This is a genomic window from Gordonia phthalatica, from assembly GCF_001305675.1.
GTDB lineage: Bacteria > Actinomycetota > Actinomycetes > Mycobacteriales > Mycobacteriaceae > Gordonia > Gordonia phthalatica.
The window spans coordinates 1797981-1823649 of record NZ_CP011853.1; the positions used below are offsets into that span (position 1 = coordinate 1797981).

Annotated in this window: 22 protein-coding genes and 2 pseudogenes; 20 read left to right on the top strand and 4 right to left on the bottom strand. The window is 68.5% G+C overall.

Translation table 11 applies throughout. The features are described from left to right. Positions 1-52: 52 nt before the first annotated feature. From ACH46_RS08365 to ACH46_RS21930, 12 genes and pseudogenes are all read left to right on the top strand, one after another. Positions 53-460: an OsmC family protein gene (locus tag ACH46_RS08365; RefSeq protein ID WP_062392499.1), complete on the top strand. Its 408-nt coding sequence runs from the start codon at positions 53-55 to the stop codon at positions 458-460. Next, complete coding sequence (locus ACH46_RS08370) at positions 457-732, top strand: acylphosphatase (protein WP_062392500.1); 276 nt, start codon at positions 457-459, stop codon at positions 730-732. The genes ACH46_RS08365 and ACH46_RS08370 overlap by 4 nt, the downstream gene beginning before the upstream one ends. A gap of 66 nt (positions 733-798) precedes the next feature. Next, entirely contained in the window at positions 799-4449 is a 3651-nt protein-coding gene (smc, locus tag ACH46_RS08375; protein WP_062392501.1) for a chromosome segregation protein SMC, read from the top strand. Between the two features lie 17 nt (positions 4450-4466). After that, a complete protein-coding gene (gene ftsY, locus ACH46_RS08380; RefSeq protein WP_062392502.1) occupies positions 4467-5921 on the top strand; it encodes a signal recognition particle-docking protein FtsY in 1455 nt (484 codons plus the stop codon). A gap of 172 nt (positions 5922-6093) precedes the next feature. Beyond that, on the top strand, positions 6094-6792 hold the full coding sequence (locus tag ACH46_RS08385; protein ID WP_082399500.1) for a TetR/AcrR family transcriptional regulator: 699 nt from the start codon (positions 6094-6096) through the stop codon (positions 6790-6792). A 17-nt stretch (positions 6793-6809) separates the two neighbouring features. After that, positions 6810-8432: an acyl-CoA dehydrogenase family protein gene (locus ACH46_RS08390; protein ID WP_062392503.1), complete on the top strand. Its 1623-nt coding sequence runs from the start codon at positions 6810-6812 to the stop codon at positions 8430-8432. A gap of 73 nt (positions 8433-8505) precedes the next feature. Continuing rightward, positions 8506-10023, top strand: a complete 1518-nt coding sequence (locus ACH46_RS08395; RefSeq protein ID WP_062392504.1) for a class I adenylate-forming enzyme family protein — start codon at positions 8506-8508, stop codon at positions 10021-10023. Between the two features lie 155 nt (positions 10024-10178). Beyond that, on the top strand, positions 10179-11513 hold the full coding sequence (locus ACH46_RS08400) for an ammonium transporter (protein WP_062392505.1): 1335 nt from the start codon (positions 10179-10181) through the stop codon (positions 11511-11513). A 43-nt stretch (positions 11514-11556) separates the two neighbouring features. Beyond that, complete coding sequence (locus tag ACH46_RS08405) at positions 11557-11895, top strand: P-II family nitrogen regulator (protein WP_062392506.1); 339 nt, start codon at positions 11557-11559, stop codon at positions 11893-11895. Further along, positions 11870-14287, top strand: a complete 2418-nt coding sequence (locus ACH46_RS08410; RefSeq protein WP_062392507.1) for a [protein-PII] uridylyltransferase — start codon at positions 11870-11872, stop codon at positions 14285-14287. The genes ACH46_RS08405 and ACH46_RS08410 overlap by 26 nt, the downstream gene beginning before the upstream one ends. Positions 14288-14726: 439 nt before the next feature. Next, positions 14727-15140: pseudogene (locus tag ACH46_RS21925) on the top strand (transposase); the annotation flags it as partial. 177 nt (positions 15141-15317) lie between these two features. Continuing rightward, positions 15318-15656 (top strand): DUF6973 domain-containing protein, encoded by a 339-nt coding sequence (locus tag ACH46_RS21930; RefSeq protein WP_417935296.1) that lies wholly within the window; start codon positions 15318-15320, stop codon positions 15654-15656. A 463-nt stretch (positions 15657-16119) separates the two neighbouring features. On the opposite strand, the gene ACH46_RS08415 is transcribed toward ACH46_RS21930, so the two are convergent. The 3 genes and pseudogenes from ACH46_RS08415 to ACH46_RS21935 all read right to left on the bottom strand — a co-directional run. Continuing rightward, positions 16120-17169 (bottom strand): IS630 family transposase, encoded by a 1050-nt coding sequence (locus tag ACH46_RS08415; RefSeq protein ID WP_082399504.1) that lies wholly within the window; start codon positions 17167-17169, stop codon positions 16120-16122. Positions 17170-17362: 193 nt separating this feature from the next. Next, complete coding sequence (locus ACH46_RS08420) at positions 17363-17677, bottom strand: DUF2746 domain-containing protein (RefSeq protein ID WP_226995811.1); 315 nt, start codon at positions 17675-17677, stop codon at positions 17363-17365. 135 nt (positions 17678-17812) lie between these two features. Continuing rightward, positions 17813-17983 (bottom strand): annotated as a pseudogene (locus ACH46_RS21935) (holin); the annotation flags it as partial. 60 nt (positions 17984-18043) lie between these two features. Here ACH46_RS21935 and ACH46_RS08430 point away from each other — a divergent pair. From ACH46_RS08430 to ACH46_RS08440, 3 genes are all read left to right on the top strand, one after another. After that, the gene (locus tag ACH46_RS08430; protein WP_226995812.1) at positions 18044-18388 is read left to right on the top strand and encodes a hypothetical protein; all 345 of its coding nucleotides are present in this window, start codon (positions 18044-18046) and stop codon (positions 18386-18388) included. A gap of 161 nt (positions 18389-18549) precedes the next feature. Then, a complete protein-coding gene (gene ffh / locus ACH46_RS08435; RefSeq protein ID WP_062392512.1) occupies positions 18550-20124 on the top strand; it encodes a signal recognition particle protein in 1575 nt (524 codons plus the stop codon). 7 nt (positions 20125-20131) lie between these two features. Further along, positions 20132-21217: an amidohydrolase family protein gene (locus ACH46_RS08440; RefSeq protein ID WP_062392513.1), complete on the top strand. Its 1086-nt coding sequence runs from the start codon at positions 20132-20134 to the stop codon at positions 21215-21217. Positions 21218-21271: 54 nt separating this feature from the next. Here ACH46_RS08440 and ACH46_RS08445 read toward each other — a convergent pair whose 3' ends face one another. After that, entirely contained in the window at positions 21272-21934 is a 663-nt protein-coding gene (locus tag ACH46_RS08445; protein WP_062395152.1) for a hypothetical protein, read from the bottom strand. A gap of 281 nt (positions 21935-22215) precedes the next feature. Between ACH46_RS08445 and rpsP the strand changes: the two genes are divergently transcribed. The 5 genes from rpsP to ACH46_RS08470 are packed head-to-tail and all read left to right on the top strand — an operon-like array spanning position 22216 to position 25475. Then, entirely contained in the window at positions 22216-22680 is a 465-nt protein-coding gene (gene rpsP / locus ACH46_RS08450; protein ID WP_062392514.1) for a 30S ribosomal protein S16, read from the top strand. Beyond that, positions 22677-22919, top strand: a complete 243-nt coding sequence (locus tag ACH46_RS08455; protein ID WP_062392515.1) for an RNA-binding protein — start codon at positions 22677-22679, stop codon at positions 22917-22919. Before rpsP ends, ACH46_RS08455 begins: the two co-directional genes overlap by 4 nt. A 19-nt stretch (positions 22920-22938) precedes the next feature. After that, entirely contained in the window at positions 22939-23466 is a 528-nt protein-coding gene (gene rimM, locus ACH46_RS08460) for a ribosome maturation factor RimM (protein WP_062392516.1), read from the top strand. Between the two features lie 16 nt (positions 23467-23482). Beyond that, positions 23483-24163, top strand: a complete 681-nt coding sequence (trmD, locus tag ACH46_RS08465) for a tRNA (guanosine(37)-N1)-methyltransferase TrmD (RefSeq protein WP_062395154.1) — start codon at positions 23483-23485, stop codon at positions 24161-24163. A gap of 58 nt (positions 24164-24221) precedes the next feature. Then, positions 24222-25475 carry a hypothetical protein gene (locus tag ACH46_RS08470; RefSeq protein WP_062392517.1) on the top strand — a complete coding sequence of 418 codons (1254 nt, stop codon included), beginning with the start codon at positions 24222-24224 and terminating at the stop codon, positions 25473-25475. Positions 25476-25669 lie beyond the last annotated feature (194 nt).

Genomic DNA, 25669 nt, shown 5'->3' on the forward strand with positions numbered 1-25669 from the left:
ACCGATGAGGCACGTGCCTCACCATGCGAAGAGTCGCCGAGAAGGGTAAGAAATGACCGAACTGTGGTTGGAGCGCACCGATGTCCGTCGTTACACGGGCAAGAGCTCGCGCGGTGCCGAGGTACTCGTCGGCTCGGAGGACGTCGAGGGCGTCTTCACCCCGGGCGAACTGCTGAAGATCGCACTCGGCGCGTGCACCGGCATGTCGTCCGACCGCCCGCTCTCGCGTCGTCTCGGCGACGACTACGACGCCACCATCCGCGTGTCCGGCGCTGCCGATCGCGAGAACGAGGTGTACCCGAAGATCGACGAGATCCTGGAAGTCGACCTCTCCGAACTCGACGCCGACGCGGCCGAGCGCCTCCTGGTGGTGGTGGAGCGCGCCATCGACAAGGTCTGCACCGTGGGCCGCACCCTCAAGGCCGGCACCGAGGTCAATCTGACGATCGAGACCGAATGAGCGACCAGCGGCTCACGGCCTGGGTGCACGGCCACGTGCAGGGCGTCGGGTTCCGCTGGTGGACGCGCTCGCGCGCCCTGGAACTCGGGCTCGTCGGGTCCGCGTCGAACCAGGTCGACGGCCGCGTCCTCGTCGTGGCCGAGGGACCGACGGCGTCGCTGCAGGCGCTCGTCGAGAAGCTCCGTTCCGGTGACACGCCGGGCCGGGTGGACCTCGTCGTCGAATCGTACGAGGCCGCGCGCGGCGGCCTGACGGGCTTCGTCGAACGCTGATCCGACGCGGCCCGGGCGTTGGGCGAGGCCGGGACCTGCACTCATCGTTCGGTAGGCTGATCGGTCGTGCACCTGAAAAGCCTCACCCTGAAAGGGTTCAAATCGTTTGCGTCGTCGACGACGCTGCGTTTTGAGCCCGGCATCACGTGTGTGGTGGGGCCCAACGGATCGGGCAAGTCGAACGTCGTCGACGCCCTGACCTGGGTGATGGGCGAGCAGGGGGCTAAGGCCCTGCGCGGCGGCAAGATGGCAGACGTCATCTTCGCGGGCACGTCCGGCCGCGCGCCGCTCGGCCGCGCCGAGGTGACCCTGACGATCGACAACTCCGACGGCGCGCTGCCGATCGAATACTCCGAGGTCTCGGTGACCCGCCGCATGTTCCGCGACGGTGCGGGGGAGTACGAGATCAACGGCAACTCCTGCCGCCTGATGGACGTGCAGGAACTGCTGTCCGACTCCGGCATCGGCCGCGAGATGCACGTCATCCTGGGCCAGGGGCGTCTGGCCGCGATCCTCGAGGCCCGTCCGGAAGAACGCCGCGCGTTCATCGAAGAGGCCGCCGGCGTCCTCAAGCATCGGCGACGCAAAGAGAAGGCCGTCCGCAAGCTCGACGCGATGGCCGCGAACCTCGACCGCCTCACCGACCTCACCACCGAACTGCGTCGCCAACTGAAGCCCCTCGGTCGCCAAGCGGAGGTCGCGCGCCGCGCAGCGACCGTCCAGGCCGACCTCCGCGACGCCCGCCTGCGCATCGCCGCCGACGACCTGGTGCAGCGCCGCGAGGAGATGGCGCAGCACAGCACGGTGGAGGCCGACGTCCGCCGCCAGCAGGACGAGGTGGCCGCCGGGCTCGACGCCGCGACCGAAGCCCTCACCGCCGCACAGGAGGAACTCGCCCGCGTCACGCCCGCGGCCTCCGAGGCGAACCGCGTCTTCTACCAGCTCAGCGCCCTGTCCGAACGCGTCGGCGGCACCCTCCGCGTGGCCGGTGAACGCGCCGCGCACCTGTCGTCGCCGAGCGTCGCACCCTCCGGCCCCGACCCCGAAGAGCTGGAACGGCAGGCCGAGAACGCGGCCATGACCGAGGCAGAGCACACCGAGGCCGTCGAAGCGGCCGCCGAACGCCTCGAGTACGCGACCGCCGCGCTCGCCGCGTCGGAGCAGGCCGCGAGCGAGGCCGAACGCGCGCACATGGCGGCCGTCCAGGCCGTCGCCGACCGTCGCGAAGGCCTCGCACGTCTGGAAGGCGAAGCCGCCAACCTGCGGACCAAGGTGGAGTCGGTCGACGGGGAGACCGCGCGTCTGAGCACCGCCATCGACGCCGCCACGCAGCGTGCGGAGGCCGCCCAAGCCGCCCTCGACACCGAGGTGGAGCTCGTCGCGACGCTCGAGGAGGCCGAGCGCGGCCTCGACGAGCACTACGAGAAGTGCGCCGATTCGCTCGCGCGGGCCACCGAACTCGTCGAGAAGCTGCAGGCAGACGAACGCGAGACCGCGCGAGCCATCGCTTCGCTCACCGCCCGCATCGACGCCCTGTCGGTGGGCCTGGAACGCGGCGACGGCGGCGCGTGGCTGATCGAGCAGGGAACCGACGGACTGCTGTCACCCCTGTCGGAACTGCTCACCGTCGAACCCGGATTCGAGGCCGCCATGGCCGGAGCCCTCGGACCCGCCGCCGAGGCCGTCGCCACCGTCGACGGTCTGGCCGCGGTCCGCGCGCTCGACGAGCTCCGCCGCGGCGACGGTGGTCGTGCGGCGATGCTCGTCGGCGGCCTGCCCACCCGCCCTCGCGATCAGCGCCCGACGCTGCCCTCGGGAGTGGTGTGGGCCCGTGACCAGGTCACCGCGCCCGACTCGGTGGCCGGCGCGCTCGACGTCCTGCTCGACCGCATGGTGGTGGTCGACGACGCGGCGACCGGCTTGAAGCTGGCGGGCGAACTCGGCGTCACCGGCGTCACCCGCGACGGCGACCGGATCTCCGCGGCGACCGTCGAAGGCGGATCGTCCAAGCGGCCGTCGACCATCGAGGTCCAGTCGGCCATCGACACCGCGACCACCGACCTCGCCCGCGCGGAGGGGCGCGCGACCCAGATCGAACGCGATCTCGCCAAGGCCCTCGACGAACAGACACGGGCGCGCGAGGCCACCGAAGGGGCGCTCGCCGCGCTGCACGAGTCCGACGCCAACGTCGGCGCCGCCTACGAGACCCTCGGCCGCCTCGGCGCCGACATCCGAGCGGCGGGCGACGAGGCCGACCGACTGGTGCGGCAGCGGAACTTCGTCGAGAAGGGCCGCGCCGAGAACCTGGCGCAGCTCACCGAGGTGGAGGAACGCCTCGCGCGGGCCGTCGACGGCGGCGCCGACGAACCGACCGGCGACTTCGACCGCGAGATGCGCGACGCCGCAGCCGCAGAGGTCGCGTCCGCGCGCTCGATCGAGGTGGAGACCCGACTGACCCTCCGCACCGCCGAGGAGCGGCTCGCCTCGGTCCGCGGCAAGGCCGAGAGCCTCCGCCGCGCCGCCGCCAACGAACGCACCAACCGCGAGCGGCAGCGGCGCCAGGACGCCCAGCGTCGCTACGCGGCGGGTGTCGCGAGCGCCGTCGTCGATACCGGCGAGCGGCTGGCCGACGAGATCGCCCGGGCCGCCGCCGACGCCGCCGAAGGCCGGGACGAACTCGAAGCCGTCCGCTCCCAACGCACTGCCGAGGTCGACGCTCTCCGCGCCCAGGTGGAGCAGCTGACCGGTGTCATGAACAAACTCCGTGATGCCGTCCACCGCGACGAACTCGCCAAGGCGCAGGCCGCGCTCCGCATCGAGCAGTTGGAGGAACAGATCCTTGAACAGTTCTCGATGGCACCCGACGACCTGGTCGCCGAATACGGCCCCGACGTCCCGATGCCGCCGTCCGAGCTGGAGATGCGCGAGTACCAGGATGCGAAGGAGCGCGGCGACCAAGTCGTCGCGCCGGCACCCATGCCGTACGACCGCGCGACGCAGGAACGACGACTCCGGGCCGCGCAGAAGGACCTCAAGACGCTCGGCCGGGTGAACCCGCTCGCGCTCGAGGAGTTCGCGGCGCTGGAGGAACGGTACAACTTCCTGTCCGCGCAGTTGGAAGACGTCAAGGCGGCCCGCAAGGACCTCCTCGAGGTGATCGAGGACGTCGACGCCCGGATCCTCCAGGTCTTCACCGACGCCTACGCCGACGTGGAACGGGAGTTCGTCGAGGTCTTCGCGACCCTCTTCCCGGGCGGCGAGGGCCGACTGGTCCTGACCGACCCCGACGACATGCTCACCACCGGCGTCGACGTCGAGGCACGACCGCCCGGCAAGAAGGTGAAGCGACTCTCGCTGCTGTCGGGCGGTGAGAAGTCGCTGACGGCGGTCGCGATGCTCGTCGCCATCTTCCGCGCGCGACCGTCGCCGTTCTACGTGATGGACGAGGTGGAGGCCGCCCTCGACGACGCCAACCTGCGGCGTCTGATCTCCCTGTTCGAGCAGCTCCGCGAGAAGTCGCAGCTGATCGTCATCACGCACCAGAAGCCGACCATGGAGATCGCCGACGCGCTCTACGGTGTGAGCATGCGCGGTGACGGCATCACCCAGGTCATCTCGCAACGACTCCGCGGCGTCGACATCACGCCCGCGGCCGAGACCAACGCGCCGTTCAACCCGGACTCCGCACCGGCAACCGACTCTGCTCCCCAGAGCTGAAGGGAAGACGTTCTCCAGTGGACACCCAACTCATCATCGGCATCATCGTCGCCGTCGTCCTCATCGTGGCGCTGGTCGGTGGCACCGGCTACGCGCTGCGGCGACGTCGGCAGATCTCGCTGAAGGATGCGCCGACCACGATCGATCAGGTCACTGACGGAACGCAGCGGCAGGTCGACCGGTCCGGCGGCTACAAGGCCGGATCCGGCTTCAACTTCAGCCAGGGCGGTGCCGGATCGGCGACGCTGGAGCGACCGGAGCCGGTTGAGGAATCGACGCCGAAGCCTGCTGAGAAGTCCGTCGAAGAGCCGGTTCAGAAGCCGGAGCCGACGGTCGAAGCACCCGCGGAGGAACCGGCGGTCGACGAGGCTGCAGTCGACGAGCCGGCCGTCGAAGAAGCAGCGGTCGAGGCGCCGGTCGTCGAAGAACCCGCCGCCGAGGCGCCGGTCGTCGTCGACGAACCCGTTGCGGAGCCGACGCCCGAACCGACCCCCGAGCCCGAACCCGAACCTGAGCCGGAGCCGGAGCCCGCCGCTCCCGCGCTCGACGAGATCGCCCCGACCGAAGGACGACTGTCGCGACTGCGCGGCCGCCTGTCGCGGTCGCAGGGTGCGATCGGTGCCAGTGTTCTCGGTCTGCTCGGTGCCGGCGACCTCGACGAGGACAGCTGGGAGGAGATCGAAGACACCCTGGTGATGGCCGACCTCGGTACTGGCGCCACGGCCACCGTCATCGAGCGGCTCCGCGAGGAGTTGGCCACCGGCAAGGTCCGCTCGGCCGACGACGCCCGCACCGCGCTGCGCAACGTCCTCATCGAGCAGCTGCACCCGGAGCTCGACCGATCGGTGAAGGCGCTGCCGCACGCCGACCGTCCCGCGGTCGTGCTCGTCGCAGGCGTGAACGGCGTCGGCAAGACCACCACCACCGGCAAGCTGGCGCGCGTCCTCGTCGCCGACGGTCGACGCGTCCTGCTCGGCGCCGCCGACACCTTCCGCGCGGCCGCTGCCGACCAGCTGCAGACCTGGGGCGAGCGCGTCGGCGCGAGCACCGTGCGCGGCAAGGAGGGCGCCGACCCGGCGTCGGTGGCGTTCGACGCCGTCAACACCGGCATCACCGAGGGTGTCGACGTGGTCCTCGTCGACACCGCGGGCCGCCTGCACACCAAGTCGGGCCTGATGGACGAGCTCGGCAAGGTGAAGCGCGTCATCGAGAAGAAGACCGAGGTCGACGAGGTGCTCCTGGTCCTCGACGCCACCGTCGGTCAGAACGGTCTGATGCAGGCGAAGGTCTTCGCCGAGGTGGTCTCGCTGACCGGCGTCGTCCTCACCAAGCTCGACGGCACCGCCAAGGGCGGAATCGTCTTCCGCATCCAGGACGAGCTCGGCGTCCCGGTGAAGCTCGTCGGTCTCGGCGAGGGCGCCGACGACCTCGCGCCGTTCGAGCCCGGGGCGTTCGTCGACGCGCTCCTGTAGCCACGACACGACTCGCGCGGCCCCGCTCCCTGTTCGACTCGGAGCGGGGCCGACGTCGTTCCGGGGATGGAGACCGTTGTCGGAAACCCTTGCGGACACACTCTGAATCATGATTCAATTCTTCGTACGAAGACTTGAATCACGATTCATAATTTGACGGAGGAGGTGTGCCGTGGCTTATCGCGCCACCGCGTCGACGCGTCGAAGTGCTGAGGCCAAGCGTGCCGCCATCCTGAGTGCTGCGCGGCAGGCGGTCGCCGAGGGCGGCTTCGCCTCGGCGAGTGTCGCGAGCATCGCCGAGGGGAGCGGTGTCAGCGTCGGGTCCGTGTACTCGTACTTCGACAATCGCGAGACCCTGCTCGCGCGGGTCTTCCGCGACGCCGCCGTCTACGAGTTGGAGCGCGTCGCGACCGCGGTCGCGACCTCCGACGATCCGGTCGAGCAGATGCGCCTGCTCATCGACACGTTCGCGGAACGAGCCCTGCGCGGTCGGCGGATGGCCTGGTCGCTGCTCTTCGAGCCGGTGATTCCAGCGGTCGACGCCGAGCGCCTGCGACTCCGGCAGTCGTACCGTGACCTCGGCGAGCAGATCATCGCGGCGGGTGTCCGCACGGGTGCCTTCACTCCGTGCGACGTCCCCGTCGTCGCCTCGGCCGTCATGGGTGCCATCTCCGAAGCGCTGGTCGGCGCGCTGAACCCCGACCTCGTCGGCCCGCCGAGCGCCGACACCGAAGCCCTCCTCGCCACGATCACCGACTTCTGCTTCCGCGCGCTGGGCGCCGGGAACGCAGTGAGCGGGCCCGATGAACCGGGCGCCGGGAACGAAGTGAGCGGGCCCGAGTTTCCCAAAACCTCCCGAGAACCCCGATGACTACTGAAGGAGTCGCCATGTCCACCACGCACGAGGTCTTCAACCAGGCGCCGGCCCGCGTCGACGTGAACGAGTACACCAGCCACACCGCGCTGGTCGAGGCCGTGAACGTCTACGGCGGCGGCTGGGCTACCGACGCCCTGACCGAGGCGGGTGCGCTGGTCGGTCGTGCCGACTTCCAGCGAGACGCCGAACTGGCGAACACCATCCTGCCGAAGCACCACAGCCACGATCGCTGGGGGAACCGGATCGACGACATCGAGTTCCACCCGGCCTATCACCGCATCATCGGCGACGCGATCGCGCACGGCGCGCACACGAGTTGCTGGTCGGACCCGCGCGACGGTGCGCACGTCGCCCGCGCCGCGATGTTCATGCAGTTCGGTCAGGTAGAGCCGGGTCACGCGTGCCCGGTGAGCATGACGCACGCGGTGGTCCCGTCGCTGCGGGTGGATCAGAAGCTGGCCGATCAGTGGCTGCCGCGCGTGTTCTCCCGCGAGTACCAGCACGATCTGGGCACCGGAGATAAGAAGTCCGCGATCTTCGGAATGGCGATGACGGAGAAGCAGGGCGGCTCGGACGTGCGTGCCAACACCACCCGCGCCGTCGAGCAGTCGGACGGCACCTACCGGATCACCGGCCACAAGTGGTTCTGCTCGGCCCCGCAGTCCGACGCCTTCCTCGTCCTCGCGAAGACTGAGCCCGGTGTGACCTGCTTCGTCGTGCCGCGCGTCCTGCCCGACGGCACCCGGAACGTCTTCAACGTGCAGCGACTCAAGGACAAGCTGGGCAACAAGTCGAACGCCTCCAGCGAGGTGGAGTTCGACGGCACCGTCGGCTGGCGTCTGGGCGACGAAGGCCACGGCGTCCGCATCATCATCGAGATGGTCAACCAGACCCGACTGGACTGCATCCTCGGCAGCGCCGCGGGCATGCGCCAGTCCGTCGTCGAAGCCGCCTGGCACGTCCGCAACCGCGCGGCCTTCGGTGCCACGCTCATCGACCAGCCCGCGATGACCGCCGTGATCGCCGACCTGCAGGTGGAGGCCGAGGCCGCCGTCTGGACCGGCATCCGCCTCGCCGCCGCCTACGACGACGACGCCGACGAGTCGGCGGCCTTCCGCCGCCTGGCGACCGCGGTCGGCAAGTACTGGGTCTGCAAGCGCGGTCCCAACCACGCCTACGAGGCGCTCGAATGTCTGGGCGGGAACGGCTACTGCGAGAACGGCTTCCCGCTGTCGCGCCGGTACCGCGAGCAGCCGGTCATGGCCGTCTGGGAGGGATCGGGCAACGTGATCGCCCTCGACGTCCTGCGCGCGATGATGCGCGACCCGCTGTCGGTGGAAGCCGTCGACAACGAGTTCGAGCGGGCCCTGGGTGTCCATCGCGAGTACGACCTCCACGTCGAGAAGACCCGCAAGCTCATCGCGCAGGCCGCCGCCGATCCGGCCGCGGCCCCGGCTCTGGCGCGCCGCCTCACCGAGTCGATGGCGATCGCACTGCAGGGATCGATCCTGATCCGTCAGGCGCCGGAGTCGGTCACCGACGCGTTCATCGCCGGGCGGATCGTCGACCCCGGCCACATGTACGGCGTCCTCGATTCGCACCTGGACCTCTCGGGCATCGCCGCGCGCGCCTGACCGTCGTCCGCCGTCCAACTCCCTCCCTCCCGAACCACCTCCCTCCCGACAGCGAAAGCCTGAGCCCCGAACCATGCACCTGACCGCAGTACTCGAACGCAATGAACGCCTCCACCCCGCCAAAGCGGCGGTCGTGCACGGAGAGGAGGAGATCACCTACGCAGATCTCGCCGACCGGGCGCGACGTGCCGCGACGGTCCTGATCGAAGCCGGCGTGCAGCCGGGCGACCGCGTCGCCGTGATGACCTTCAACACTCCCGGATTCGTCGTCGCCGCCTACGGCGCCTGGTACGCGGGCGCGGTGCTGGTTCCGGTGAACCACAAGTTCGCCGCACCCGAGGTGACGTACGCGATCGACCACAGCGGTGCGCGAATCGGCATCGTCTCCGGCGACCTCGCGCACACCGCGACCACTGGCAGCCCGGAGCTCCCGTGGCTCACCACCGAGCGCCCGCACGACGGCCTCCCGGACTTCGACGCGCTCGTCGCCGCGGCCGAACCGCTGGCGGCGCCCGTCGACGTCGACTCCGATTCGCCCGCCGAGATCCTGTACACGTCGGGCACCACCAGCTCCCCGAAGGGCTGCGTCCACACCCACCAGAGCATCACGGCCCTCGCCCCGATCCTGGCCGTGACACTCGGGTTCACCGACCGGGAGCGGATGCTGATCGCCATGCCGATCTGGCACTCCGCACCCCTCAACGACTGGCTGCTGACCACCCTCTGGCTCGGCGGAACCGTGGTCCTGATGCGCGAGTACGACCCGGCGGCGTTCCTCCCAGCCGTGCAGGACCATCGGATCACGGCCTTCTTCGGGTCGCCGATCGCGTACCTGTTGCCGCTCCAACTGGCGGAGGCGGGCCGCCTCGACATCGCGTCGTTCGACCTCTCGTCCGTCGAGAAGTGGATGTACGGCGGCGCCGCGCTCGGCGAGGCGACGGCACGCAAGCTGACCGAGGTGTACCGGAGCGACCAGTTCTTCCAGGTCTACGGGATGAGCGAGATGGGGCCGGTCGGTACGGCGCTGTTCCCGGACGAGCAGACCGCCAAGGCGGGCTCCATCGGCCGCGGCGGCGCGCTGGGCGTCGACCTGCGCGTCGTCGACGCGAACGGCGTCGATCAGGGGCCGGGCGGAGCGGGGGAGATCTGGCTCCGCGCCGACACCCGCATGGTCGGCTACCTCGACAATCCGGAGGCCACCGCCGAGAGCTTCGTCGGCGACTGGTTCCGCACCGGAGACGTCGCGCGGATCGACGAGGACGGCTACCTCTACGTGATCGACCGCCTCAAGGACGTCATCATCGTCGGCGGCGAGAACATCCATTCGCAGGAGGTCGAGGAGGCGCTGCGCGGCCATCCGCGGTTGACCGACGTCGCCGTCGTCGGCCGACCTCACGAGGAGTGGGGCGAGACGGTCGTCGCGGTCTGTGTGACGACCGACGGTGCGCCGATCACCGTCGACGAGGTCCGCGCGTTCCTCGCCGACAAACTCGCGAAGTACAAGCTGCCGCGCGATGTGGTGATGGCGGACTCGTTGCCGCGCAACCCGAGCGGGAAGATCCTCAAGCACGTTCTGCGCGAGACGATCTGACGTCGAACCCATAGCGCTCGGTCTCCGCAACACGCGCGAAACATTCCGCGCGAGGAGTTGACGAACGCGAAACACCGGCGCGCCGTATCGCGCAACACGACGCGAGCATTCTTCTCGCAGGACGTCAGAGCGACGTCCGCGAGGAGGTGCGAGCGATGCAGACGGCGTTGCCGGACACGATGTTCGGAACCATAGACGCGGGTAACACGGCGTGGGTGATCATGAGTGCGGCCCTGGTGCTGCTCATGACACCGGCGCTGGCGTTCTTCTACGGCGGGCTCTCACGCGGCAAGTCCGTGCTGAACATGATGATGATGTCGTTCGCGGCGCTGGGCACGGTCACGGTCGTGTACGTGCTGTGGGGCTTCTCGATGAGCTTCGGCAACACGCTCACCGGCACCGGTGACATCGGCGGGGTGTTCTCGAATCCCTTCGCCCTGTTCGGCTCGGACCAGTTGATGCAGACGAAGGAGGTCGGCGGTGCCACGCAGGTGGTCGTGTGGGGGAGCACCCACATCCCGGCGATCGTCTTCCTGGCGTTCCAGCTGACGTTCGCGGTCATCGCGGTGGCGCTCATCAGCGGCGCCGTCGCCGAGCGCGTCAAGTTCTCCACGTGGATCGCCTTCACGGTGCTGTTCACGACCATCGTCTACTTCCCGCTCGCCCACATGGTGTGGGGCGGCGGACTGATGTCGAACGCGAAGGACTCTCTCGCGTCGTGGATGTTCGGCGTCGCCGACGGCGTCGCGAAGGTTGCGCCCATCGACTTCGCGGGCGGCACCGTCGTGCACATCAACGCGGGCATCGCGGGCCTGGTGCTGGCGCTCGTCGTCGGCAACCGGCGCGGGTTCGGCCGGACCGCGTACCGGCCGCACAACATCCCGCTCGTCATGCTCGGCGCTGCACTCCTGTGGTTCGGCTGGTTCGGTTTCAACGCGGGCTCGGCGCTCGCCGCCGACGGCATCGCCGGCCTCGCGTGGGTCAACACCGCGGCGGGCACGGCAGCAGCGATGATCGGCTGGCTGGTCGTGGAATGGATCCGCGACCGGCACCCGACCAGCGTGGGCGCCGCATCGGGCGTGGTGGCCGGACTCGTCGCGATCACCCCGGCCTGCGGGTCCGTGACGCCGGTCGGCGCGCTGTTCATCGGACTCGTCGCCGGCGGCCTGTCGGCCCTCGCGATCAGCCTCAAGTACCGCTTCGGGATCGACGACTCGCTCGACGTGGTCGGCGTGCACCTGGTGTCCGGACTCTGGGGCACCGTCGCCATCGGACTCGTGGCGAAGGACTCGGGCCTGTTCTACGGGCACGACTACAAGCAGCTGGTGGTCCAGACCGTGATCGCATTGTTCGCGCTCGCCTTCACCGGCGTCCTGACCTACGTGATCGCGCTGGCGCTGAAACCGCTCGGCTGGCGTATCGATCGGGAGGCCGAGTTCACCGGGATCGACGGCGCGCAGCACGCCGAGAGCGCATACGAACCGGCATGAAACGCCAAGCCATTAGTGTGAATCGGAAGAGAAGGGGATTCCCATGAAGCTGATCAGCGCAATCGTCAAACCGTTCACCCTCGAAGACGTCAAGGCCGCCCTGGAGCACATCGGCATCGTCGGAATGACCGTCAGCGAGGTGCAGGGCTACGGCCGCCAGAAGGGCCACACCGAGGTCTATCGCGGTGCCGAGTACGCCGTCGACTTCGTACCGAAGGTGCGCGTGGAGGTGGTGGTCGACGACGAATCCGTCGACCAGGTGACCGATGCGATCGTCGAGGCCGCGCGCACCGGCAAGATCGGAGACGGCAAGGTATGGGTGACTCCCGTGGAGTCCATCATTCGGGTGCGGACCGGTGAACGCGGACCCGAAGCGATCTGACCGTCGCGCCGCGGCGCTGGAGGCGACCTCCGGAGCCACCCTCGCCGCGGCGCGGTCGGTCCTGCTGCACGACGACACCCTCACCGGCATCCGCCGCCGCGATGCGATCGCGGACCTCTTCGAGGACTGGGTGTCCGCCCGCGCCGACGCCCTCGACCTCGGCGGTCAGAGCGGCTTCGCCGTCGTCGCGGTCGGCAGCCTGGGCAGGCGGGAGATGGTCGGCTACTCCGACCTCGACCTGATCCTGGTCCACGACGACCGCTACCCGGAACGACTGTCCGACGTCGCCGACGGCTTCTGGTACCCGCTGTGGGACGCCGGAATCGCCCTCGACCACAGCGTGCGTTCGGTCGCCGACGCCCTGCGCGTGACCCGCGAGGACGCCTCCGCCGCGCTCGGCCTGCTCGACGCCCGGTTCCTGGCCGGCGATCAGGACCTCGCGGACCTGATGGTCAAGTCGGTGCGGAATCTGTGGCGCACCGAGGCCCGGCTGCGGCTCCCGCAGGTGATCGAGGCCGCGGAGGACCGCTGGCGCCTGACCGGCGAGATCGCTCACCGCGCCGAACCCGACGTGAAGAGTGGTCGCGGCGGCTTGCGCGACATCCAACTGCTCAACGCGCTCGCCCTCGCGCAGCTCACCGACGGACTCGCGCGACTCGACCCCGGGAGCGTCGGGTCGCCGCTCGCACAGGCCTACGACCTCCTGCTCGACGTGCGCGACGAGGCGCATCGGATCGCCGGTCGCGCCCGGGATCAGGTCCGCGCGCAGGACGCGGACGAGATCGCGGCAGCGCTCGGCGTCGCGGACCGGTTCGCGCTCGCCCGTCTGATCAGCGACGCCGGCCGCACCACGTCGTATGCCGTCGACGCCGGGCTGCGCACCGCGCAGAACAATGTCGGACGCCGCGGCCTGTCCCGGCTCCGCCGTTCGCCGCTGCGACGGCCGCTCGACGAGGGCGTCGTCGAGCACGGGGGAGAAGTGGCGCTCGCGAAGTCCGCCATCCCCAGTCGCGACCCGGGTCTCGTGCTGCGCGTCGCGGCCGCGAGCGCGCGGAATCGGTTGCCCATCAACGGGCCGACGATGGAACGACTGGCCGCCTACGCGCCTCCGATGGAGGAGCCCTGGTCGGCGGAGCAGCTCGCGGACCTCCTGGTCCTCCTGGCCTCCGGTTTCGACATGACCGGCCCCGTCGAAGCGCTCGACCGCGTCGGGCTGTGGGGACGGATGTTCCCGGAGTGGGAGGCGGTGCGCGATCTGCCGCCGCGCGACGGCATCCACACGTGGACCGTCGACCGGCACCTCATCGAGACGGTGGCCGCGGCCGCCGAACTGACCACCGACGTCCCGCGCCCGGACCTGCTGCTGCTCGGTGCCCTTCTGCACGACATCGGGAAGGGCCGGGGCGGCGACCACAGCGTGATCGGCGCCGACCTCGCCCGCACCGTCGGCCGTCGGCTGGGGCTGTGGCCGGAGGACATCGAGACCCTGTCCGAGACCGTCCGACACCACCTGCTGCTGCACCGCGTGGTCGGCCGCCGCGACTGCACCGATCCGGAGGTCGTGGCCGACGTCGCCGCGACCCTCGGGAACGACCCGGTGCTGGTCCAGCTCCTGGGCGCGCTGGCGGAGGCCGATTCCAAGGCCACCGGCCCCGGCGTGTGGGGCGAGTGGAAGGCGTCGCTGATCACCGGACTGGTGGAGCGCGTCGTCGCGCACATCGGCGGCGACCCGCAGCCGGTGATCCCGCGTGTCGCCACCGAGCACCTGATGCTGGCCGAGCGCGGGGGACTGCACGTGACCAGTAGGCCCGGTGACGGACCCAACATGACGGTCGTGACGATGATCGCGCCCGACCGTCCGGGACTGCTGTCGAAGATGGCGGGCGTTCTGGCGCTGTCCGGGCTGCACGCGCATTCCGCATCCGTCGCCACCCACGCCGGGCACGCCGTCGACACGTTCGTGGTGATGCCGACCTTCGGTGGCCCGCCCGACGTCGCGCTGCTGCGGCTGCGGTTGGCGGCCGTGCTCGACGGCGACCGCGACCCCGTGGCCGAACTCGCTGCGAAGACCGCGCAGCGCCTGCCGCAGGCGGGACTGTCGTTGCGGACCGCGGTGCCGGTCACGCGCGTGGTCGCGCCGCCGCGCGCCCGGTGGCTCCCCGGACCGGACGACCGCTGGCTGCTGGAACTCCGCTCGGCCGACGACGAGGGGCTCCTCGCCCGCGTCGCCGCCGAACTCGAGAAGGCGGGCGGCGACGTCGCCTGGGCCACGGTAGCCACCCTGGGCGCGACCGCGGTCGACACGTTCAGCATCCGCCTGCCCGACGACGGTCCCGCCGTCCGCGAGGCGATGTCCGCGGCGGTCCTCGCCGTCTGCTCGCCGATGCGGTGAACGAGTGGTTGCGGACGTGGTCACTGTCGTTGTTCTCGCGTGATGATTTGCCGGTTATGGCAATTATGAAAGCGGGATGGTATCCGAACGGCGATGAGTGGGAATCGTATTGGGACGGCGAGGTGTGGACGGGAGATCACCGTCGGAAGGCTCCGCCTCCGCCGCCGCCTGTCAGTCCGCAGGCAAATGCGGCGGGCGTGTCTTCCCGTGACGCCGCCGCCGCGAGTTCGACACGGGGCGACGGGGCTGCTGGAGTGTTTCGTAGAGCATGCTGCAGCGCGTTTGACAGGTTTAACCGATGCGTTCGGTGCGAAGGCTAACCTCGAAATTCATCGCCGAATTCGGCCGACGTGCGGATTTCATGAAGAAAGGTGCTCTGACCTGCAGTAATTGTTGTTGCGAAACTTCAATTACATGGAAGGCGAGAAGCACCTTTCTGTTGAAGAACTCTACCGTGTTTTACCCACAGATTCAGGCCACCGCAGACGGCGGCGGCATCCTCACCCACGGCGGCACCGTCCTGGCCACCCGCACCGCCGAACTCCCCGGCCTCACCGACGCGCTACGGACCGCGCTCGCACCGTGGCGAAAACCCCTCGCAACGCACGATCCAGCGAAGATCCTGTTGGATCTGGCCACGAGTCTGGTCGTCGGCGGTGACTGTTTGGCTGACATCAGCATGGTCCGCGGCCGTCCCGACGTGTTCGGTCCGGTGGCCTGCGATCCGACGGTCTCACGCCTGATCACCACCCTCGCAGCGGATCCCGAGCAGGCGGTGAACGCGATCCGGGCCGCTTGCGCCACTGCCCGCCACCAGGTGTGGTCGCTGGCCGCCGATCAGGCGCCCGGCCATGGTCGGTCGGCGAAGAAGTCGAACCCTTCCCAATTGCCCTTCCCAACCCTCGACATAAACAATCCTGCGGTCAGAAGGAATGTTGACTACAGTTACGGCCCCGGGAAGTGGACAACAAAAGCTTGCGCCGACAACCCCTACGACTGCAATCGGTCGAGGAATGCCGGCGACAAGGAAATGGCCGAACGTGAATCTGTGAAGTATTTTCCAGGAAATCCTGAATCCACACGCCAGGACGCTGCTCGGCACTGCATCTGGCAAGGATTGACTACAGAATCCTCGAATGCCGGATTTGCGGAGCAGGTTGGCAATGCCCACGAACTTGACAGCGGAAGCCCGATCGAAGGATCAAGTGCGATGGATATGCGCAACAATGTGACTGGGAGAGAAGTCGGTAAACGCCACGACGGAGACCGGGTAGGTATCATCTCAGAGTGCGTCAGTCTGGCGCGTAACGCCAAAAGGTGGAACCCCAGAACTGCTCCGCCGAACCGCGATGGAAAGGGTCTCATCTAAATTAGGTAGAGGTAGGTTTCTAAAATGACGAAAACAACTCGATCTGAGCAGACCAAACGACGACTCGTCGCTGCACTCTTTGCACTAGCCTTGGCCTTAGTTACGCTCACCGCGTGCAGTGCAAATAGCACCGAGCCCGAGCAGTCAACTCCCACTGCACCGGCCAGCACGAGAACCATGTTGGAAGGCGGAACAGAGTCCGACTATGCAGAGATCACTTCTGTTATCCAAAAGTCCGTTGCTGCGATGGCACGTTTGGACGGTAAGAGTTTCGACTCAATGCAGTGCCTAGCCTACCGTCCAGCGCCTGGAAGACCCGACAGCTTCAGCGGCATACTTGACACGAGTGTGCAGCAAGGTGTGCGTCTTCTGAGCATTGATCGAATTACGGTCACTGGCAATTCCGCAACTGCCGTGTACACGCTCAAGTATAGGACCCTAGTGTCACGTTTCGTTAATAAGTTTATGGTTTTGCTTTCTTCAAAATTTCGTCAGCGGTCTTTGTCCATACGAACGGGTGCTTGCGGTCGTTCCAGCCGTTGATGAACGCTCGGATCTTCGCGTTGAGGTCCTTGACTGAGGTGAACACGCCTCTCCGGATCGCTTGGCGGTCGATGATGCCGAACCACACTTCGACGAGGTTGAGCCAGGATCCGGAGGTCGGGGTGAAGTGCACGTGCATGTTCGGGTGCGCAGCCAGCCAGTCGCGGACCTCGGCCTTCTTGTGGGTGGCGTAGTTGTCCATCACCAGATGCAACTCCTGGCCGGGGTAGGTGCGGTCGATCTGCTTGAGGAACGACAGGAATTCCTGGTGGCGGTGCCGCGGCTTGACCGCCGCGGTCACCTGCCCGGTCGCGATGTCCAGGGCTGCGAACAGGGTGGTGGTGCCGTGGCGTTTGTAGTCGTGGGTGCGGCGTTCGATCTGCCGCGGCTGCATCGGGAGCATCGGTGCAGTGCGGTCCAGGGCCTGGATCTGCGACTTCTCGTCCACGCACAACACGATCGCGTTCTCCGGCGGCTCCAGATACAAGCCGACGACGTCGGTGACCTTGGCGACCAGTTCCGGATCGGTGGAGAACTTGAACGTCCCCGACCGCCACGGCTGAACGCCGTACTCACGCCATGCACGGGCGACCGTGGCATTCCCGATCCCGAGGTGCCCGGCCAGCAACCGCGACGACCAGTGCGTGACCCCGTACTTGCGCGGCGGCGGCATCAACGTCGCGGAAACGACTTCCGCGTGATCGAGATGCCGTGGGCGACCGGGCCTTTCAGCGTCCAGGAGGCCGTCGAGTCCGTCACGGAGATAGCGGGAACGCCACTTGAGGACCGTCGGCACCGACGTCCCGACAATCTTACTGATCCGCGTGTTGGCCAGCCCCTCGGCAGCCAGGGCCACGATCCGCGCCCGACGCACCAGCCCTGCTGGCGTCGAGGTTGACCTCAACAATCGATCAAGTTCGTCCGCATCGCCATCACGCAATTCCAGTGCCGGGGCTGGAGAATTCGCCATATCCATATTGTCTCAACCTGGCAACCATATACTAATTAACGACACGCGGCACTAGAAGAAGCATCAAAAGTCGATGCTAACTTCATTCGCGAGGACGGCAAGTGGCTCTCGTGCTAACGGCATAGGGCGCAGATCGCTACATCGAACGCAGAAGAGCGCCCCAACCCCCGAAGAGGTTGGGGCGCTTCTCGTTTCACGTGCCTTCGGGATGATGCGTCACCGCGATCCGATCCTGCCGCGCGGCAGCCTCTCGCGACTCCCGCATGAAGGCCTCCACGGACCGGGTGAACGCTTCGAAGCTGCCGGTGAGCCGATCAACCTTCGTGTCGACCTGCTCGACCCTCGCATCGACCCGGTCGACGTCGTCACGAAGGTTCGAGTCGTGGGCGTTCGATACTCGGTCACGCACTTCGTCCGTCGCCTCTCGCGTCGCTCCGCCATGCCGGGCGCCGCGCACCGCGGCGACGGCTCCGATGAACGAGCCCGCGGCGATCAGCAACCAGATCACGAATTCGAACCAGGTGTCCAGGGGCGCCGGTGGTCCGTTCAATCGTCCGCTCGCAGTCTCGTCAGCGCGGCGGTTCCGCGGTCGCCGACCCCGACACGAGCTCACCGACATCAGCACAGATGCGAGGACTGCGGTGCCGACGGTCGCGCCGACGAACTCCCAGTCGACCGAGGCGACGGTGACACTACCGACGAAGACGGCGGCCGCCGCCTGCGCACCGGTCCGGGCCGCGCGCTCGACCGCGTCCCGCCAAAACGACGTCGTGAAGCTCCAGTCGATCGGCTTCGGCCAGTTCCTGGACGCGATCCGCCCGTTTCATCGAGTCGCTGCCGCACTAATAAGGTGCCTGCCGACGACGATGCGCTGATGCGTTTCAAGTTGAGGATCAGTGGGAAGAATGCTGACGTGGCAATCTTCAATGATCGGGTCGTGTGGCACATGGGGCGAGGGCTTTCGGCGTCGAAACTTGCTGCAGGTGCGCTTGCGCTTACCGTCGGAGTGTCGCTGGCGGCGACCGGTGTTCGGAGTGGCAAGTCTGGGTCGGAGATGATTCCGATGAAGTCGATCACAGTCGTCGCCACGAAACGAGACGGCATGCTGAATACGATCGTCAGCGTGACGTCGTCCGGTGGAACCATCGGGCTCAGGGTGGCACATAGCGACGCTGAGGCAATCAGACAGTTACTCAATCGTCTCATTTCGGGTTCGTAGGAGCGCCATCGTTGCCGTTGTGAGGCGGGCTTGGCTTCCACCGTTGATCGGGCCCCGCAGCGGGGCCTGATCAACGGTGGAAATTTCGACGCTGGGGCTGTGTCGATGAACGGCTGACCTCCGCGCGTCCACGACTTGCTCCGGCATGGAAGGATGGGGGAATGTTCGAATCCCTCTCCGACCGGTTGACCGGTGCTCTGAAGGATCTGCGCGGCAAGGGGCGGCTCACCGATGCCGACATCGACGCCACCGCGCGCGAGATCCGGCTGGCACTGCTCGAGGCCGACGTCTCGCTGCCCGTGGTCCGCGCGTTCATCGGACGCATCAAGGAACGTGCCAAGGGCGCGGAGGTCTCGGGTGCGCTGAACCCGGCGCAGCAGATCGTCAAGATCGTCAACGAGGAGCTCATCGGCATCCTCGGCGGCGAGACGCGACGCATCCAGCTCGCGAAGAACCCGCCGACCGTCATCATGCTCGCCGGTCTCCAGGGCGCCGGTAAGACGACCCTCGCGGGCAAGCTGGCCGCCTGGCTCACCAAGCAGGGGCACACCCCGATGCTGGTGGCCTGTGACCTCCAGCGTCCGGGCGCCGTGCAGCAGCTGCAGATCGTGGGTGAGCGGGCCGGTGTTCCGGTGTTCGCACCCCACGCCGGCACGGGTGTCGGCGGCGAGGGCGCCCTCGGCGTCGACGGCTCCAAGACCGCCGTCGAGGTGGCGCAGGCCGGTGTCGACGAGGCGCGGGCCAAGCAGCACGACGTGGTCATCATCGACACCGCCGGTCGCCTCGGCATCGACGCGGAGCTGATGGCGCAGGCCACCGCGATCCGCGACGCCACGCAGCCCGACGAGGTCCTGTTCGTCCTCGACGCGATGATCGGTCAGGACGCGGTCACCACCGCGCAGGCCTTCGCCGACGGCGTCGACTTCACCGGTGTGGTCCTCACCAAGCTCGACGGCGACGCCCGCGGCGGTGCCGCGCTCTCGGTCCGCGAGATCACCGGACGCCCGATCATGTTCGCGTCGACCGGTGAGAAGCTCGACGAGTTCGACGTCTTCCACCCCGACCGCATGGCCAGCCGCATCCTCGGCATGGGCGACGTCCTCTCGCTGATCGAGCAGGCCGAGGCGCACTTCGACCAGGCCGAGGCGGAGAAGACCGCCGCCAAGATCAGCCAGGGCGAGCTGACCCTCGACGACTTCCTCCAGCAGATGCTGATGATCCGCAAGATGGGTCCCATCGGCAATCTCCTCGGCATGCTGCCCGGTGCGGGGGACATGAAGGAGGCGCTGTCGCAGGTCGACGACAAGCAGCTCGACAAGATCCAGGCCATCATCCGCGGCATGACCCCCGGTGAACGTGACGATCCGAAGATCATCAACGCCTCCCGTCGTCGTCGCATCGCCGCCGGCTCCGGTGTCACCGTCACCGATGTCAACCAGCTCGTCGACCGCTTCTTCGCCGCCCGCAAGATGATGTCGCAGATGTCCGGCCGCATGGGCATGGGCGGTGGTCCGAAGCGCAACAACCGCAAGGGCAAGAAGGGTGCCAAGGGACGCAAGGGCAAGGGCCGGGGTCCCACTCCGCCGAAGGCGATGCGCGGCGGCGGCTTCCCGGGCATGCCCGGCATGGGCATGCCGCCCGGCTTCGACTTGAGCAACATGCCTCCCGGCCTCGACGAACTCCCGCCCGGCCTGGAGGGCATCGACCTCAACAACCTGAAGTTCCCGAAGAAGTAGGTCTGGCGTGGCCGAGCCTCTCGAGTTCAACGGCACCGACCCGTTCACGGGCGAACCCATCCGGTTCTGGATGCACGACGGCATCGTCTCCACCGAGCCGATCGACGGCGCGAACGTCGCCGTCGGTCGCGGCTGGATCGTCCCCGGCCTGGTGGACGCGCACAACCACGTCGGCATCGCGCCCGGTCTGGGCGTCACGATCGAGCAGGCGAGGGGACTGGCCCGCAAGGACCTGCAAGCGGGCACGATGCTGATCCGCGAGGTCGGCTCGCCGGTCGACACGCATCCGCTCGACGCCGACGCGCATGGGCCGCGGTTCGTGCGCTCCGGCAAGCACATCGCCCGGCCGAAGCGGTACCTGCGCGACTACGGTGTCGAACTCGACGACCCCGACCAGCTCGCGGCCGAGGTCGCGACGCAGGCGAAGGCGGGTGACGGCTGGGTGAAGCTGGTCGGCGACTGGATCGACCGCGAGGTCGGCGACCTGGCTCCGCTGTGGACGCGGGAGCAGCTCGACGCCGCCGTCGCCGCCGCCCACGAGAACGGTGCCCGGATCACCGCTCACGTGTTCGGCGCGGACGCCCTCCCGGACATCATCGGCGCGGGCTTCGACTCCGTCGAGCACGGCACCGGCCTCGACGAGGACCTCATCGACGAGATGGTCCGCCGCGACATCGCGTTGGTGCCCACCCTCATCCAGTTGGAGACGTTCCCGGACATCGCCGCCGGTGCCGACCGGTTCCCGAAGTACAAGGCCAACATGCTCGCCCTTCATGCGGGGCGCAAAGACGTGTTCGCGCAGGCCCGCGAGGCCGGCGTTCGCATCTACGCGGGCACCGACGCGGGCGGCACCATCGAGCACGGTCGGATCGTCGACGAGATCGAAGCGCTGGTCGGGATCGGCCTGTCGCCGATCGAGGCGCTCGCGGCCGCGTCGACAGCTCCGCGCAGCTGGCTCGGCGTCCCCGGCATCGAGCACGGTGCCCGCGCCGACTTCCTGGTCCTCGACTCCGATCCGGCGGAGGACCTCTCGACCCTGCGTCGACCCCTTCATGTGGTGTGCGGCGGCGAGCGGGTCGTATCCGCTGTGTGAGCACTCTCCGTTGGTCGAGCGATGGGCCGACCGCGGCAGCGGGGCGCGAACCGGCTACAACTGCTGAACGATCTGCGCGATGCCGATGACGATCAGCAGGACGGTGACGAACCAGCCGGCGCCGCGCGCCACCTGCTCTTGATGGCGACGTCCGTAGGCGAACACGCGGCCGATCCACCAGTGCGGTCGCGCCCGCACGATCACCAGCGCCAGCCCGGCCAGGAACGGCAGACTCAACGCGACCAGGGCGTAGAGCGCCACGCCCAGATAGCGTTCGAAGATAGGGATGTCGGCGGCGGAGAGCACCGCGAGGCCCGCGTAGAACGGCACCGATGTCGCCGACTGGGCGACACCCAGAATGAAGCCGACGAGCACGGTCAGCGGCGACGGTTCCTTCAACGGGGTGAGGATCTTGTCGACGAGGCCGGACGAGTCGCCGCCCTTCCACGTCAGGAACGCGGTCAGCAGGCCGGTCAGGATCAGCAGGATGCCGAAAGCCGGGGAACTGAGCACCGCGTCGACCAGAGACTGCAGTCCGTCGAAGACGAGCATGACGATGACGGCGAGGACGAAGACGCCGAGCCAGTCGCCGATCAGCAGCAGGGGAGCGATGCGCCGGTACCGACCCGGTGCCAGCATCATGGCGAGGGCCACCAGGACGCCGATGAGGAGCACATTCACCGAGTCGACGAAGGCGAGCGACAGGGCGTGCAACATGAGTTCGGCGGTCTCCGGCGGTCGTACGGCGACCCGTTCGGCAGCCGATCTATCCACGCACGCTACCGGGTCGATCGCTCCGCACCGATTCGTGGTGGCGTCCGTCACGCGCGGCGCGGTGGACCGGTTTGGGTGTGCCGCCCCGCTTCTGGCAGAATGAAACGCTGGTTCGCCGGAGCCGGCCACGGCCGACCGGCGGTCACCCCGAAAGAGATCGCAAAACCGGGCTCGTCGCCTATCGACGGGTCGCTGAATTGCGCAGTGACACAAGGAGACGCCACATGGCTGTCAAGATCAAGCTCACCCGTCTGGGCAAGATTCGCAACCCCCAGTACCGCATCATCGTCGCCGATGCCCGCACCCGTCGCAACGGTCGCGCCATCGAGACCATCGGCAAGTACCACCCGAAGGAAGAGCCGTCGCTGATCGAGATCGACTCGGAGCGCGCGCAGTACTGGCTGGGTGTCGGCGCACAGCCGACCGAGCCCGTCGCCGCTCTGCTGAAGATCACCGGTGACTGGCAGAAGTTCAAGGGCCTGCCGGGCGCCGAGGGCACCCTGAAGGTCGCCGAGCCCAAGACCTCCAAGCAGGACCTGTTCAACGCTGCGCTCGCCGCCGCCGAGAACGAGCCCTCCGTCGCGGCCACCACCGCGAAGAAGAAGGCCAAGAAGGCTGAAGAGAAGGCCGACGACGCAGCTGCCGAGACCCCGGCCGAGGACGCCGGCGAGGCCAAGGCGGACGCGTGAGCGCAGTTGTCGCTGACGCCGTCGAGCACCTCGTTCGCGGCATCGTCGCCAACCCGGACGACGTCCGGGTCGATCTGATCACCGGCCGTCGCGGCCGGATGGTCGAGGTCCACGTCAACCCCGAGGACCTCGGCAAGGTGATCGGCCGCAACGGTCGTACCGCCACCGCGCTGCGCACCCTCGTCACCGGCATCGGTGGCCGCGGGATGCGCGTCGACATCGTCGACACCGATCGCTGATCGTCAGGTCTCGCATCTGATGGAACTGGTGATCGGACGTGTGGTGAAGACCCACGGCATCCGTGGTGAAGTCGTGGTCGACATCCGCACCGACGACCCCGCCGATCGTTTCGCCGTGGGCACGGTCCTTCGTGGCCGTGCCCCGCGGAACGCAGGCGGCGGAGTCTCTGAATACCGAGTAGCAGCCGCCCGCATGCATGCCGGGCGGCTGTTGCTGTCCCTCGACGAGGTCCGCGGCCGCGAGGACGCCGACACGCTGCGCGGCACGCTCTTCGTGATCGACGCGGCCGACGTCGACTCGGGTGACGACCCGGACGAGTTCTACGACCACGAACTCGAGGGCCTGCCCGTCACCACGGTCGACGGCGACGCCGTCGGCACCGTGAAGGAGGTCCTGCACCTGCCCGGCAGCGAGGTCCTGTCGGTCACCACCGACGACGGTCGCGAGGTGCTGGTCCCGTTCGTCCGAGAGATCGTCCCCGTCGTCACCCGCGACGGCATCCAGATCGATCCGCCCGACGGCCTCATCGATCCGATCGATGACTGACGCGGCCCGTGACGCCATGAGGATCGACGTCGTCACGATCTTCCCCGAGTACCTGGAGCCCATGCGGGCCGCGCTGCTCGGCAAGGCGATCGACGCCGGACTCGTCGAAGTCGGCGTCCACGACCTCCGGCAGTGGACCTACGACGTCCACCACAGCGTCGACGACGCCCCCTACGGCGGCGGCCCCGGCATGGTCATGAAACCCCAGGTGTGGGGCGAGGCGCTCGACGCGGTCTGCCCCGACGACGCCCTGCTCGTGGTCCCCACCCCGGCCGGCATCCCGTTCACGCAGGCCACCGCGCAACGCTGGAGCACCGAGAAGCACCTGGTCTTCGCCTGCGGCCGCTACGAGGGCATCGATCAGCGGGCCTTCGACGACGCCGCCCGCCGCGTTCGCGTCGAGGAGGTGTCGCTCGGCGACTTCGTCCTCATCGGCGGTGAGGTCGCGGTCCTCGCCATGGTCGAGGCCACCACCCGCCTGATGCCCGGCGTCCTCGGCAATCCGCAGTCGCACCAGGAGGATTCGTTCTCCGACGGCCTCCTGGAGGGCCCGAGTTACACCCGACCGAAGGTGTGGCGCGATCTCGAGGTCCCGCCGGTCCTGCTGTCGGGCGATCACGCCAAGGTCGCCGCGTGGCGGCACCAGCAGTCGCTGGAACGCACCCGCGAACGCCGCCCGGACCTGCTCTCCGACTGATTCTCCGTTTCCTCGGCGTGTCGCGGAACCGGACGCGCCGCCGGTGCGTCCAATCCGTATGAGCACCTCCTGGATGGTCGACACGAACGTGATGCTGAGCCGTCTGGATTCGATGGAACCCGCGGCCGCCGCCGCAGACGCCGCCGAGATCGGGCGGATCATCGAGAAGGCGCAGGCCGTCGCCGACCGGCTCCGATTCGCCTTCGCTCCCGGTAGCGACCTCTCCGGTGTGTCCGCGCGTGCGGCCGAGACGGCGGGGAAGTCCGTCGCCGAGGAGGTCGAGTCGGTCGGGAACCGCCTGCAGGTGGGGCAGACGTCGCTGACGAGGTCGGGCAACGCACTCGCTGCGACCGTCGCCTACCGACCGCGGATCGCGGCGTTGGACGCCCTCAAGAACGCACCGCCCTCGGCGCAGCTGGCCGCCCGCACCGTACTGAGCGGCGAGCTCACCGGCGCGTACAACAGTCGGATGGCGGCCAGCGCCGCCGCCGTCGTCCCCGAGACGCTCGGCGGTTCCGTCACCGACACCGCCGGCCGATCCGTCGACGGTGCAGGGCCGCAGACGACGACGGCGTCGTCCAGTCCGGTCGACGACGCTGCGGGGTGGCAACCGGCACCGGCCGGGGACGACGGGGCGGTCGTGCCGGTGGGCGACGGTAGTCCGGTGGGGGAGCAGCCCGGAGCAGCGCCGTCGACCGAGACGCCGTCCTCGCCGGGGCCGAACGCGCCGGACTCGTTGCGCAGCACTCCGATCGAACCCCCGTCCGGGCCGTCCCCGTCTCCCGCATCCACGACGCCGCCGACGAGTCCCGACACCGCAGTCGGCAGTCCGGCACCGATCGCACCTGCGTCGATGACCGCACCCGTCCGCGCGCCCGTCGGAACGACGGTCCCGCGAACAGTTCCCGGATCTGTGCCGCTCGCAGTCCGTCCCGGTACGACACCGCCAGGGCAACTCCACGGCGTACGGCCCGGGGCACCGATGGCGCCGACGGCCACGGCACCCGGAAGCGTCGGCACGCCTGCGACCGGAGCCCAGGCCTCCCCACCGGGAAACCCCGGTGCCCGCCCGAGCCAGACACCGTACGGTCCCGGCCCGGTCGCCCGCCGCAGCAGCGAGGAGTCCGGACACCGTCCCGCCGACTACCTGCGATCCACGACCGAAGGCCTCCTGGTCCTGGGACCGCAGCCGATCGTCGGACCACCGGTCATCGGGCAGGTGCAGGCCGTCGAACCCGCCGGGGGAGAGGAGGACGACGGCCCGTTGGACCCTCTCGACGATGAGGATCAAGAGCTCGACTTGACGCTGTGAGACGTGGGCGCCAGACACCGTCGACCGGGATTTCCCTCCGGCTCGTTCACGTGGCACAATGTTTCAGGTTGCCTGCCGGAAACTCTTCTCGTCTCCGCAGCAGTGCACAAGACCTATGCATCGGACACGAACCGGTCGAACTCGGACGTTCATTCGTCGGGGCCGCCAGGTTCCTCTGCCCAGCCCTAGATTGG

Bases quoted from the DNA above. Each gene is read 5' to 3' on its own strand.
- ACH46_RS08365 (WP_062392499.1), top strand. From the start codon at position 53: ATGACCGAACTGTGGTTGGAGCGCACCGATGTCCGTCGTTACACGGGC.
- ACH46_RS08370 (WP_062392500.1), top strand. From the start codon at position 457: ATGAGCGACCAGCGGCTCACGGCCTGGGTGCACGGCCACGTGCAGGGC.
- ACH46_RS08390 (WP_062392503.1), top strand. From the start codon at position 6,810: ATGTCCACCACGCACGAGGTCTTCAACCAGGCGCCGGCCCGCGTCGAC.
- ACH46_RS08395 (WP_062392504.1), top strand. From the start codon at position 8,506: ATGCACCTGACCGCAGTACTCGAACGCAATGAACGCCTCCACCCCGCC.
- ACH46_RS08400 (WP_062392505.1), top strand. From the start codon at position 10,179: ATGCAGACGGCGTTGCCGGACACGATGTTCGGAACCATAGACGCGGGT.
- ACH46_RS08405 (WP_062392506.1), top strand. From the start codon at position 11,557: ATGAAGCTGATCAGCGCAATCGTCAAACCGTTCACCCTCGAAGACGTC.
- ACH46_RS21930 (WP_417935296.1), top strand. From the start codon at position 15,318: ATGGCCGAACGTGAATCTGTGAAGTATTTTCCAGGAAATCCTGAATCC.
- ACH46_RS08415 (WP_082399504.1), bottom strand. From the start codon at position 17,169: ATGGCGAATTCTCCAGCCCCGGCACTGGAATTGCGTGATGGCGATGCG.
- ACH46_RS08430 (WP_226995812.1), top strand. From the start codon at position 18,044: ATGCGTTTCAAGTTGAGGATCAGTGGGAAGAATGCTGACGTGGCAATC.
- ffh (WP_062392512.1), top strand. From the start codon at position 18,550: ATGTTCGAATCCCTCTCCGACCGGTTGACCGGTGCTCTGAAGGATCTG.
- ACH46_RS08445 (WP_062395152.1), bottom strand. From the start codon at position 21,934: ATGTTGCACGCCCTGTCGCTCGCCTTCGTCGACTCGGTGAATGTGCTC.
- rpsP (WP_062392514.1), top strand. From the start codon at position 22,216: ATGGCTGTCAAGATCAAGCTCACCCGTCTGGGCAAGATTCGCAACCCC.
- rimM (WP_062392516.1), top strand. From the start codon at position 22,939: ATGGAACTGGTGATCGGACGTGTGGTGAAGACCCACGGCATCCGTGGT.
- trmD (WP_062395154.1), top strand. From the start codon at position 23,483: ATGAGGATCGACGTCGTCACGATCTTCCCCGAGTACCTGGAGCCCATG.
- ACH46_RS08470 (WP_062392517.1), top strand. From the start codon at position 24,222: ATGAGCACCTCCTGGATGGTCGACACGAACGTGATGCTGAGCCGTCTG.